Raw genomic sequence first — 12052 nt, 5'->3', positions numbered from 1 at the left:
ACTAGCCCTTAGGCTCGCCGACGGGCTTGCCGGCGACGAACCAGTCGCTGGCCGCTACGTCTTCGATCACCACCCAGATGGCGTCCATCGGCAGCTCGGCGATCTCGCTGATCGCCTCGGTGACGCGGCGCGAGATCTCGTTCTTGCGCTTTTGCGAATGGCCTTCGAGAACCCGTATGTTGACGAACGGCATGAGCGCTTTCCCATATTTTTTCTTCTTATGGGATTGAGGTTAGTCGCCGCTCAACCAGTCCGATACGGGTCAAAACACAACAGCGACTGTGCGTTTGCACAGTCGCTGCCCAGCGGCCGCGCCGCTGTTTCGCCGCAGGAATTATCCATCCTGCCGCGATGCCGCCTGTGCCAGCCAGGCATCGAGGCGGTCCTGTTCGCGCCGCAGCGCGTCGACATTGATCAGCCCGCGCGCCATCGCCAGATAGATTGCCCGGGTGCGCGAGTTGAACACCGAGGTATCGCTTGCTCCGTCCTCTGCCGGCACGATGCCAAGTTTATCGTAGACATGCTTGATACGGCTCTGTGCGCCGCGGATCGACAGGCCCCGGCGCTGCGCAATGGCCCTGTCGGTGAGGCCGAGCGCGATATCGATCAGGCTTTCATACTCGCCGTCGGTTATCCCTTCGAACCGGTCCTGGACGCGATGCTGGATGCCGCGTATCTCGCGGTCGATGATGCAGTGGCCTTCGCGGAAGACGCCGCGCAGCGCCAAACGCATTCCCTCTTCCGTCGCCGATTTGAGCACGTAGCCGTAGACCGAACCGGGCGGCACGATGCGCGCCACGCCGCGGACATAGGCCTCGTCGGCGAAATTCGACCAGAACAGGATGTGCGTGCCGGCATGGCGGTTCCAGATCGACCGGGCTACTTCGATCCCGGTCGCCTTGGGTAGCTGCAGGTCGAGCACGACATGCGGCGGCTCGCGCGCGGCCGCCAGATTGATGGCGTCCTCGCCGTCGCTCGCCTCGATCACCTCGACATCGCCGGGCCATAGTTGCTCCACGGTTCGGCGCGCGAATGTACGGTGCAGTCCATCGTTTTCCGCGATCATGACAAGCATCACATGGCCTCCGACACGGCTCGGTGTTCTGGCACAACTGCGGCCGTCATGGCCGGCTCCCGGTCAACCTCGATCACCACCCGCGTGCCACCGCCCTTGCGGCCGGCCCGCTCGAAGTGCAGGCGCGCTCCGATCAGGGCAGCGCGGGTGTGCATGTGCCCGATGCCACCAGGGGCGGCCGGATCGACGGTGCCGCATCCCTGGCCGTCGTCGGTGACGACGACCCGCAGCACGTGCTCGGTCGACGCCAGCAGGACATCGATGCGGCGCGCCGCGGCGTGACGAACCGCGTTGTTGATCGCTTCCTGCACGATCCGGTAGAGTGTCGTGCGCATCGTTTCCGACAGGCTGTCGGCGCCGCCGTCGCTGGTGTCGGCGATGCGCACGGCAATCGGCGGCTTAGCCCTGGCGACGCTGCGGTTGAGATGCGCCTCGACGGCGTCGCGCAAGCCGAACAGCTCGAGCACGCTCGGCCGCATGTCGTCGACGATGTGGCGCAACTCGGTGAGGCAGCCGACGACCTCCTGTTCGAGATCGGCGAGCTGGGCCGCGCGTGCCACGCCCTGGCTGCGAAAGGCCGAGACCTGGCGCGATATGCGGGCCAGGTCGGCAAGCGTCTGGTCATGCAGATCCATGGCCATGCGGCGGCGCTCCCGCTCCATACCCTCGGTCAGTTGCGAGGCTCCGACCCGCAACAGTTCCACCCGGTTGTGCGCCTCGCTCTCGGCAAGCATGGCCCGGCGCGCTTCCTCGGTCTGGATCAACGCAAAAATGTAAGGCGCGATGAGATCGGCGCATTGCTGGGCGACAGCCACGTCCGAAAGCGTGTAGCAGCCAAGGTTATGGCGGCTGATGTTGAGAGCGCCGATGATGCCACCCCGCGCCCTGAGCGGCACGACGATGCGGCTGCGCAACTTTGCGGCAAAGATCGGCCCATCGATTGCCTTGGCGAAATGGAAGCGCTGGTCGCAAAGCGCGTCGTCGGAAAGCAGATAGGGCACCTCGCCCCACAGCACGGAGCGTATCGGGCTGACCTCGGTCGGCAGCGGATGCTGTGCCAGCTCGCTCCAGCTGGTGTAGAAACCGGCTTCATAGCAGGCGTGCTTATGCCCGTCCTGCGACAGCACCGCCAAGTCCATATGGTCGTGCGGAATGAGCGTGCCGATCTCGATGGCGGTAGCCCGAAATGCGGTGCCCGGGTCGATATGGCCGGCAAGCGCCCGTGAAATCGCCAGCAAGCGGTCGATCAGTACCGGAGATACCTCCGACATCGTTTTGAGACCTCCCGTGACGACTTGGGCTGATTGCACCGAGCGAGACCGCAGCGTTGCCGTTCCTCAGACGCGCTCCCGATCCCTGTATTTCGCCAAGCTTCCCTGTCGTCGAAATAGTGGGCACTTGCCAGCGGCCCTGTCAACGAGGCCTGCGTTGCGGCAGGGCGATCAACTTGCGGTGCGCAGATTGAAAAGACTTCGCCTACTGGTCTAGGGATGAGGCAGGAGACCGATTGAATGGCAGCGACGCCGACTGTTGCTCAGGGCTCACCCGGAATCCCGGCGCGCTGGACGTCAAGCGCCAAGACCGGTCGGAACAGCGCTTTCGCCAGCTGGCCGCATCTGGTTCACGATCAGCCACGGCATTCGCCGGGTGACAGGATCGTCTTCACTTTTTTCTGGCCCGATGCCGGCCGTTGGGAGAATGTCGACTTTTCCGTCGGTATCGATGAGCCGGACAGATCTTCGATTCCTCAAGAAACCAGGACGAGACCATGCAGATAGGAATGATGGGACTGGGCAGGATGGGCGCCAACATGGTGCGGCGCCTGCTGCGCGATGGTCACCAATGCGTCGTCTACGACATCAACCCCGCGAGCGTCGAAGCCCTGGCCAAGGATGGCGCGATCGGCACGGCGTCGCTTGAAGAATTCGTCGGCAGGCTGACCAAGCCGCGCAGCGCCTGGCTGATGCTACCGGCGGCGATCACCGGCCGGATCGTCGACCAGGTGGCCGCGCTGATGGAGCCTGGTGATATCATCGTCGACGGCGGCAACTCGTATTACCACGATGCCGTCGACCAGGCAGCGCGGCTGGCGTCGAAGGGCCTGAGCTATGTCGATGTCGGCACCAGCGGCGGCGTCTGGGGTCTCGAGCGCGGCTATTGCCTGATGATCGGTGGCCCCGATGGCGCGGTCCAGCATCTCGATCCGATTTTCGCTACGCTGGCGCCGGGCACCGACGCGGGCGTGCCTGGTCCCAGCAAGGATGCCGGGACCGCGCCCTTCGGCTATCTCCATTGCGGACCGAGCGGCGCCGGCCATTTCGTCAAGATGGTCCACAACGGCATCGAATACGGCGTCATGGCTGCCTATGCCGAAGGCATGAACATCCTGAAGTCGGCAAATGCGGGCAAGCGGCTGCGGACGGCGGACGCCGAAACCAGCCCATTGGAAAATCCTCAATATTACCAGTTCGACATCGATCTTGCGCAAGTGGCCGAGGTCTGGCGGCACGGCAGCGTCATCGGCTCCTGGCTGCTCGACCTGACGGCAGGCGCGTTGAAGGCCGACTCAGCGCTGACGCAGTTCGGCGGCCGGGTTTCGGATTCCGGCGAAGGCCGCTGGACGCTGAAGGCGGCGATCGACACCGGCGTGCCGGCGCCGGTGCTGTCCTCGGCCCTGTTCGACAGATTCTCCTCGCAAGGCGAATCCGAATTCGCCGACAAGCTGCTGTCCGCCATGCGCTACGCTTTCGGCGGCCATGTCGAAAAACCGAAGACTGGCTTGTGACGGGCGAAAGGGAGACAGTCTCATGAGCCAGGACCGGTCCGACACGCTGGTGCTTTTCGGGGCGACCGGCGATCTCGCCCACAAGAAGATCTTTCCCGCACTTTACGCCATGGTGGCCAAGGGAACCCTGACCGAGCCGGTGATCGGCGTCGCCTTCGACCCTTGGGACTTGAGCAAGCTGCAGGCGCGCGCCCGCGACGGCATCGTCGATGCCGTTGGCAGCGTCGATGAGAAGGTCTTCGCCAAGCTCGCCGCGCTGCTTCGCTATGTCAGCGGCGATTACCGCAACGCTGCGACCTTCGATAAGCTGAAAGGCGCGCTCGGCCCGGCACAGCGGCCGCTGCACTATCTGGCGGTGCCACCAAACATGTTCGAAACGGTGATTCAGGGGCTGGAGCAATCGGGCGCGGCGCATGATGCGCGCCTGATGGTGGAAAAGCCGTTCGGCCATGATCTGCAATCGGCGCGCTGGCTGAACCGGGTCCTGCATCTGGTCTTCGACGAGCAGTCGATCTTCCGCATCGACCACTATCTCGGCAAGGAGGCGATCCAGAACCTGCTCTATTTCCGCTTCGCCAATTCCTTCCTTGAGCCGATCTGGAACCGTAATTTCGTCGAGAGCGTCCAGATCACCATGGCCGAGGATTTCGGCGTCGAGGGCCGCGGCCGATTCTACGACGAGGTCGGCTGCATCCGCGACGTCATCGAGAACCATCTGCTCAACATCCTGTTGCTGCTCGCCATGGAGCCGCCCGTCGGCCGGTCGGCCGACGATTTGATCGACGAGAAGGTGCAGGTGCTGCGGGCGATCCGGACGCTGACCAGGGACGATGTGGTGCGCGGCCAGTTCGACGGCTATCTCAACGAGCCGGGCGTGGCGCCGAACTCGCCGGTCGAGACCTTCGCCGCGGTGCGTTTCTTCGTCGACACATGGCGTTGGCAGGGCGTGCCCTTCTTCATCCGCGCCGGCAAATTCATGCCGGTGCACGCCACCGAGGTCATTGTCCGGCTGAAGCGGCCGCCCCTTAACGTCTTCGACCCGATCAAGCCCGACGACACCAACCACGTGCGTTTCCGCATCAATCCGCAAGTGGCGATCTCGATCGGCGCCCAGCGCAAGGCGCCTGGCGACGACATGATCGGCGAGCAGGTCGAACTCACCGCCCTCGACGACAGCAAGGGCGACATGCCGGCCTATGAGCGGTTGATTGGCGATGCCATGAACGGCAACCGCCAGCTGTTCACCCGCCAGGACGCCAGCGAACTCGCCTGGCGGATCGTCGGTCCAGTGCTCGGCGATACCACGGCTCCCCATATCTATAAGCCGAAAACATGGGGCCCCGCGGATGCAATGAACGGTTTCGGACCGCCCAATGGCTGGATCAATCCGTCGAAATAGTTTCCGGGAGGCAATGCAATGGCCAAGAGGGTGACGCCGTGCTGCCTGCCGACAGCACCGCGGCGACAACACGCGCGCCTTCGCAGGCGGATTTCGACTGTGGCGCGACAAGGCCTTGATTGTCTGATATTGTTCCGGTTTAGTATAGTTATTCAAAATAACGTGTGACGCCGGACCAAGTCGTTGCGTTGTGCAGATTTGCCGACTAGGAATTCCGCCACACTACAGCGCCGCGCGCCCTTTCTGGGGCGCGCAAAGGACGCTGCAGGATTTTGAGTTTGCGCATGATCTCTTTCCGAAAATCAATTCCGATTTTCGGGGTCATGGGCATGGACGGAGAAAATAGATTGGCCGACGACAGCAACAACGCTCGCAAAAACATCGACCTGCTCGAGCTGACAGCCCATATCGTATCTGCTTATGTCGAGAAGAATCGCTTGCCCGCTTCCGGCCTGAGCGATCTTATCGCCAGCGTCAGCGCCTCGATAAGCGGGCTTGGACAACCGGCCGCCCCTGCCGCCGCGCCGCTTACTCCTGCGGTCAACCCAAAGAGGTCGGTGACGCCGGACTACATCATCTGCCTCGAAGACGGCAAGAAGTTCAAATCCCTGAAGCGTCATATCGGCGTTCATTTCGGTCTGACGCCGGATGCATACCGCGCCAAATGGGGCTTGCCGGCCGACTATCCCATGGTCGCTCCGAACTATGCCGCCTCACGCTCGCAGCTGGCGAAAGCGATCGGCCTCGGCCGCAAGGCCGCCGTGCCGGCGCCCGCCAAAAGCAAGGCTAGGAAGGCCAAGGCCTAGGCCCGACCGATAACAGCGCCCCACCAATACAAGCGGGATGGGTGAGGCTGAATTGGTCGGACAGGCCGGGAATTCCTTGATCCAGGCCCGATTTTGACGCACACCCGCCGCGAACTGAGTTAAAGTTCCCTTGGCCGGACCAGCGCCCATCGTGGAAGTGCCCCGCCGGCATCGCATCCGCCCCGAAAATCGGTTCCGATTTTCGGACAGCACGATGCGAAGGCTAAAAAGTGTTGGAGCGTATTTTGTGCGTCCAAGTTGGACGCACGTCGCTCCAATGCGATCACAACGGGGCCTAACTCCATGACATCCCAGTCCCAATGACATCCCAATCCCACGCGTCTTCAGACCAGCGCTATGCCGCCTTCCGGCACAGAGCCTTCTTGAGTTACTGGACGGCGCGTTTCCTCTCCACATTCGCCACCCAGATCGTCTCCGTCGCCGTCGGCTGGCAGATTTACGACCTGACCCGCGATCCGTTCGATCTCGGTCTCGTCGGCATCGTCCAGTTCCTGCCGTCGCTGCTGCTGGTGCTGGTCACCGGGGTTGTCGCCGACCGTTTCGGACGCCGCCTGATCATGGCCGTGGCGGGGCTGCTGGAGGCGAGCTGCGCGCTCGCCCTTCTGCTGCTGACGCCACGCGGCCTCGGCGGACCGGTGCCGATCTTCATCGTGCTTGCCATGTTCGGCATCGCCCGCGCCTTCTTCGGACCGGCCTCTGCCTCGCTGTTCGCCAATCTTGTGCCACCCGAGGATTTCGGCAATGCGATCGCCTGGAATTCATCCGCCTGGCAGACGGCGACCATCGTTGGACCGGTCGCCGGCGGCTTACTCTACGGGCTTTCGGCGCAGGCTGCATATGGCACCGCCGCCGTCTTGATGCTCGTCGCCGCGGTGCTGATCTTCACCATCCCGAAGCCTGCGCAGCGCAGCGAGACCGATAAGCCGACGATGCAAACCCTGTTTGCCGGTTTCGGCTATATCTGGAGCGAGAAGATCGTGCTTGGCGCCATCTCGCTCGACCTGTTCGCGGTGCTTTTGTCCGGCGCCTCGGCGCTGTTGCCGGTCTATGCACGCGACATCCTCGAACTCGGCCCCTGGGGTCTCGGATTATTGCGCTCGGCCCCGGGCGTCGGCGCCATCTGCGTCGCCATCTGGCTGGCCGGACATCCGATCCGCGACCATGCAGGCTTGGTCATGCTCGGCTTCGTCGCTCTGTTCGGCGCCTTTACCGTGCTGTTCGGCCTTTCGACGATCACCTGGCTGTCGATTGTCGCGCTCGCCTTCCTCGGCGCCACCGACATGTTCAGCGTCTATATCCGCGAGACGCTGATCCAGCTGTGGACGCCGGACCAGGTGCGCGGTCGCGTCAATGCCGTCAACCAGGTTTTCGTTGGTGCCTCCAACGAGTTGGGCGAATTCCGCGCGGGCATCATGGCGGCATTGATCGGTACGGTGCCGGCAGTGGTCATTGGCGGTGTTGGGGCCGTTGCGGTCGCCGGCCTATGGGCTTTCCTGTTTCCCGAGCTCCGGAAAGTACAGCATCTCAGCGGCCGCGTCTGATCCTCATCGCGCCGCAGGCTTGCCGAAGATCATCGGCAGAAATTCGCCCAGCCAGCGTTTGAGATGCATGTCCCAGATCAGCCGGCCGCCGAGATGGTCGCGGCCGGGCTGAGCGCCGGGCAATTCGAAACGGTGCGCGCCACGCACCACCCAGCGCTGCATCATCACCCTGGTCAGTTCGCCATGGAACTGGATGCCCCAGGCATTGTCGCCGTAGCGAAAGGCTTGGTTGGGATAGGTTTCGGCTGTCGCCAGCAGCGTCGCATCCTTCGGCAGCGAAAAGCCCTCGCGATGAAACTGGTAGACCATCTCCGGCCAGTGCACCAGCTTCTTGCCTTCCTCGGTGGCTTTCAGCGGATACCAGCCGATCTCGACCAACCCCTCGCCGTGACCCTCGACCTTGCCGCCGAGATGCCTGACTAGCATCTGCGCACCAAGGCAGATGCCGAGCAACGGCCGGTTCTCCCCGAGCGGAACTTTCAGCCAGTCGGTCTCGTGGCGGACGAAATCATCCTCGTCATTGGCGCTCATCGGCCCGCCGAACACCACGGCGCCGGCATGGCCTTCCAGCGTTTGCGGCAAGGTGTCACCGAGCGGCGGACGGCGGATGTCGAGATCGAACCCTTCCTCAAGCAGCATGTGGCCGACGCGTCCGGGGCTCGAACTCTCCTGATGCAGCACGATCAGGATCTTTGGTTTCGAGCTCGGCTTGGGCGGCAAGGCTGGATCCTGTCTATTCGTCGCTTGACGTTCCGCTGGCGCCCGGTGCCGCGGCTGCCGCCTTGCGGCGCGCCTCGACACGGTCGCGGCGTTCGACGCCGATCAGCTCGGCGACGCGCCAGACGGTATTGTCCTCGAGCTCGTGCAACTCGCCGTCGGCATAGACGATCTCCCACATCAGGCCGATGAATGCCTTGCGCGCCTCGACGTCGAGGTGGCGCTTCAGGATACTGGTGAAGGCGTAGAGGTCGATCGCCTCGTTGTCGGCCCGCTCGCCGGCGGCGACCAGCGCATCGAGTTCGTCACCGGAGATCGAGTAGCTCTCCGCCAGCACCGCCTTGAACCGCTCCCACTCGACATCCTGGCGCACGCCGTCGGCGCTCATCACATGGAAGAGAAGGGCTGCGGCCGCGACGCGTGGATCGTCCGCGCTGGGGCGAGCACCGCCGCCGGTTGGCAACTCCTTCAGAAATGACAGAACACGTTCGAACATCGAATTATTCTCAATCGGCCGAAACTACCGTTTTCAAGACTATTGTCACGGTCGGGCGAGATCAAAACAAGCGGAACCGGCGTGGCGATTTCTCCGCTTCGTCGTCGGGGTCAACGCCCGGATCGTCGGGTAGTCGGGCCAGTTCCTCCGCCGGTTCGACGGCTTCGGCATTAGCCGGCACCGCGGCAAAGCCGGCGGCGGTGACCGCAGTGACCTGCTCTTCGCTGATGCGGCGCTCGGCTTCTCTTTCGATCGGAGTAGACGTCTTGCCGGCGGAAACGGCCGGATGATCGATCACCTCGGCCATCTTTTCCGTTGCCGGCCTGGCTGGCCCCGCAATGGCTGGCACAATGGCATCCGCTTCCTCATGGCCGTCGATGAGCTGGCCAAGCCGCTCCATCGGGGCGCGCCATTCGAACGCGTCGAGCTTGCCGGTGACAGGCGAAACCGGTGCCCAGCGTTCGGAAACGAAGCCGTCGGCAACCCAGGCCGGGTCGCGCGGTGCCCTGACCGCCTTCGCCAGCAATTGCCGCACCTTGCCTTGGTCGCCGGTCTCGGCTTCCTCGATGTCGGCCAGAAGCAGATACGCGCCTTCGCGGCGATCCATGCGGATCGCCGCCTCGGCCTCGCGCCGCGCGGTGGCGAAATCCTGCGCGTCGAGCGCCGCGCGCGCCACCGCCAGCGAGGATTCGGCGTGGTTCTTCTTCATCTCCTGCAGCTTCTTCGCCCGGCTCAGACGATCGAGCGCAGCATCGCCCGGTCGGGCGTGGGTATAAAGCTCGGCGATCTCCGGATGCGGCTCTGCCTTCCATGCCGCTTCGAGGATCTTCGAGCCCTTGCGTACGTCGTTTTGCCTGAATAGCAAGGTCGCCGCGACGACAGCCGCCGGTGCGAAATCCGGCCGCAGCCGGTTGGCCTCGACCGCTGCAGTCCTGGCGGCATCGGGATCGCTGTCGATCAGCGCTTGCGCCTTGGCGGTGAGCAGCACGGCGCGGCGGCGGTTGGCGGCGTCGCGCTCGATCTGCCGCGTCGACTTCTGTGCCTCGACCAGCTTCAGCGCGCCGTCCCAGTCGCCGCGCCCAGTCAGTTCCTCCAGCGTCGATTCGGCCGCCCATGCCAGTTGCGGCGCCATCACCGCGGCGCGGCCGGCATAGTGTCTTGCCGCGTTGCGGTCGCCTAGCCGCTCGGCCTCGAGATAGAGCCCGCGCAGGCCGAGCAGCCGCATTTCCGGGTCGTCGAGCATGGTCTCGAATTTTTCGCGCGCGCCTTCGTGGTCGCCTTCGAGCAGCGAGGCCTGTGCATCGAGCAGATGGATCAGCGGCTCCTGATCCGAGCGGATCAGCTTTGCCGCTTCCTTGGTCTTCTTGCGAGCGAGCGCGCCATCGCCGGCGCCGGCGGCGATCATGCCGGTCGACAGCGCCTGATAGCCACGGTCCCGGCGGCGCACGCGGAAATAGCGCGAGATGGTGTAAGGGCTGTTCCACAGCGCCTTGATCAGCCACCACACGATCATCACCGCGGCGACGACGGCGACGACAGCCACCGCCGCCACCATAAGGCTGACCTGGTACTGATAGCCGCCGAAGGTAACGACCATCTCGCCCGGCCGGTCGGCCAGCCAGGCGAAACCGAGCCCGAGCGCGAAAACGACGGCGAGGAAAAGCAGGATTCTGATCATCGGTTTTTCCTCACGCCTTCATCGCGCCGGCAATCAGCGAATCGATCTGCGTCTCGGCCTCCATCCGCGCCTTCAGTTTGCCGGCAAAGCCGACACCGGCAGCCTTCACCGCTTCGGGCAAGGTTCCGTATTCGCTAAGCGCCTTGGCATAGTCGCCCTGGTTGACCGCCACCTCCATGCGCGCGACCGTTTCCGGCACGCCACGACCTTCGACGGCGCCGATCGGCCTGACCTTGACCAGTGATTCGGCGCTCGACAGCAGATTTTGGAGGAAGCCGGCATTCTGGTCGGCGGGCGTCGCGGCAGCAACCATGGCATTGGCCGCATCGCCCGCTTCGGCGGCGATCTGGGCGCGGGTCGGAACGCCTTTCCCGGCATAGCTGCGCAAGGTCGCGATCTCCGGCGCGTCCGGCGAAATCGCTGCAAACGTTTCGAGCTCGGCCGAAAACGGCGCACCGCGGTCGAGCGCTGCCTTCAGCGCCGACGCGGCGATGGAAAGCGCGATCTTCGGCTGCGACGCCTGCGCTTCGACCTTGGCGGAAAGCTGCGACACCGATTGCTCCAGCGCCGCAAGCCGGCCTTGCTGCGCATTTGTCGTCTCGCCGGCGGCTTTCACCGCCGCGTCGAGCCCGGCCAGCTTCTCGTTGAGCGGACCGAGATCGACCGGAGCCATGTTGCCGGCCTTGCCGAGTGCGGCGACCGCCGTCTCGATCTGCTTGACCCGGTCGCCGAGCGCGGCAAGGTCGGCATTGTCGCCCGCGCCGCCCTGCTCGGCCGGCGATTTCAGCGCCGCTATATCAGCCTTGACCTGATCCAGCGCCGACGACAGCCCATCCACCTTGGCCGATGCCGTGCTGTTGCCGCCGGCCAGCCCGGCGATCTCGGTCTTCAGCGAGGCGATTTCGCCTTTGACGCCGTCAAGTGACGCAGTCTCTGCACCCGGACTCGGCGCGCCGAGCAGGCCGGCAAACTGCAGCCCTCCAGCGCCGACCAGGGCGATCACCCCGCCGATGATGCCGGCGGCGATACTGTTGATGCCGCCCCGCTTCGGCTCCGTAGCCATGTATTCATCCCCCATTTCGGCTGTTTTCGGCGCCTCTTCCGGCCCGCTGGCCTTGCTGGATGCATTCTCGAAATTGTAGTCGAAGGCCTTGGCGCGGCTTGGCGGCGCGTCCGAGCCGGCCGGATAGTGGGATTCCGGTTCCTCGGAGCCTTTGATACCGGCATCTTCCGTCCCCGCCTGCGCGGCGGCGTCAGCGTGTTCCCACGGCTCGAGATCGGTCTGGTCGGCGTGCACCGGCTCTTCTGGAGCCTGCGGCTGCGGGGCTGTTTCCTCCGCCTTCGCCTCGTCGGTCTTCGCGTCGTTGGTTTGGGCCTCGTCGGTCTGGGCCTTGGCGGCGTCCTCCTCGGCGACGCGCGCGACGGCACCGGGTTCGAGCTCGATGGTCACCGGCTCGCGACGGCTTTTCGAATGTCGCATCTTCGGCGTCTTGACCATGCTTGGGCTCCGCAAAATTTGGCTCGGGATGGTTGG

11 protein-coding genes and 1 pseudogene are annotated in these 12052 nt (G+C 64.3%); 5 read left to right on the top strand and 7 right to left on the bottom strand.

The annotated features are described in order from the left end of the window. Position 1: 1 nt before the first annotated feature. From EN859_RS08885 to EN859_RS08875, 3 genes are all read right to left on the bottom strand, one after another. Positions 2-193, bottom strand: coding sequence for a 4-oxalocrotonate tautomerase family protein (locus tag EN859_RS08885; RefSeq protein ID WP_127852984.1), 192 nt, complete (start codon positions 191-193; stop codon positions 2-4). 141 nt (positions 194-334) lie between these two features. Further along, positions 335-1075, bottom strand: coding sequence for a response regulator transcription factor (locus tag EN859_RS08880; RefSeq protein WP_127852983.1), 741 nt, complete (start codon positions 1073-1075; stop codon positions 335-337). Next, positions 1075-2346 (bottom strand): histidine kinase, encoded by a 1272-nt coding sequence (locus tag EN859_RS08875; RefSeq protein WP_127852982.1) that lies wholly within the window; start codon positions 2344-2346, stop codon positions 1075-1077. The genes EN859_RS08880 and EN859_RS08875 overlap by 1 nt, the downstream gene beginning before the upstream one ends. A 497-nt stretch (positions 2347-2843) precedes the next feature. On the opposite strand from EN859_RS08875, the gene gnd reads away from it, so the two are divergent. From gnd to EN859_RS08850, 5 genes and pseudogenes are all read left to right on the top strand, one after another. Beyond that, a complete protein-coding gene (gnd, locus tag EN859_RS08870) occupies positions 2844-3860 on the top strand; it encodes a phosphogluconate dehydrogenase (NAD(+)-dependent, decarboxylating) (protein WP_127852981.1) in 1017 nt (338 codons plus the stop codon). Between the two features lie 22 nt (positions 3861-3882). Next, positions 3883-5259 carry a glucose-6-phosphate dehydrogenase gene (gene zwf / locus EN859_RS08865; protein WP_127852980.1) on the top strand — a complete coding sequence of 459 codons (1377 nt, stop codon included), beginning with the start codon at positions 3883-3885 and terminating at the stop codon, positions 5257-5259. Between the two features lie 41 nt (positions 5260-5300). After that, positions 5301-5386, top strand: a pseudogene (locus EN859_RS40455) (ROK family protein); the annotation flags it as partial. A gap of 220 nt (positions 5387-5606) precedes the next feature. After that, positions 5607-6065 carry a MucR family transcriptional regulator gene (locus tag EN859_RS08855; protein WP_127852979.1) on the top strand — a complete coding sequence of 153 codons (459 nt, stop codon included), beginning with the start codon at positions 5607-5609 and terminating at the stop codon, positions 6063-6065. 320 nt (positions 6066-6385) lie between these two features. Next, the gene (locus EN859_RS08850; protein WP_127852978.1) at positions 6386-7627 is read left to right on the top strand and encodes an MFS transporter; all 1242 of its coding nucleotides are present in this window, start codon (positions 6386-6388) and stop codon (positions 7625-7627) included. A gap of 3 nt (positions 7628-7630) precedes the next feature. Here the strand turns inward: EN859_RS08850 and EN859_RS08845 are convergent, their stop codons facing one another. From EN859_RS08845 to EN859_RS08830, 4 genes are all read right to left on the bottom strand, one after another. Then, positions 7631-8347, bottom strand: coding sequence for a glutamine amidotransferase (locus EN859_RS08845; protein WP_127852977.1), 717 nt, complete (start codon positions 8345-8347; stop codon positions 7631-7633). Positions 8348-8360: 13 nt separating this feature from the next. Then, a complete protein-coding gene (locus EN859_RS08840; RefSeq protein WP_127852976.1) occupies positions 8361-8840 on the bottom strand; it encodes a TerB family tellurite resistance protein in 480 nt (159 codons plus the stop codon). A gap of 61 nt (positions 8841-8901) precedes the next feature. Continuing rightward, a complete protein-coding gene (locus tag EN859_RS08835; protein ID WP_127852975.1) occupies positions 8902-10518 on the bottom strand; it encodes a heme biosynthesis protein HemY in 1617 nt (538 codons plus the stop codon). A gap of 10 nt (positions 10519-10528) precedes the next feature. Next, on the bottom strand, positions 10529-12016 hold the full coding sequence (locus EN859_RS08830) for a COG4223 family protein (protein ID WP_127852974.1): 1488 nt from the start codon (positions 12014-12016) through the stop codon (positions 10529-10531). Positions 12017-12052: the final 36 nt, after the last annotated feature.

Origin of the sequence: Mesorhizobium sp. M00.F.Ca.ET.216.01.1.1, assembly GCF_004010325.2 — a bacterium.
In the GTDB taxonomy this organism is placed as follows: Bacteria; Pseudomonadota; Alphaproteobacteria; order Rhizobiales; family Rhizobiaceae; genus Mesorhizobium.
The sequence above is the reverse complement of the archived record's forward strand: the minus strand, read 5'-3'. Positions and strand labels throughout refer to the sequence as shown.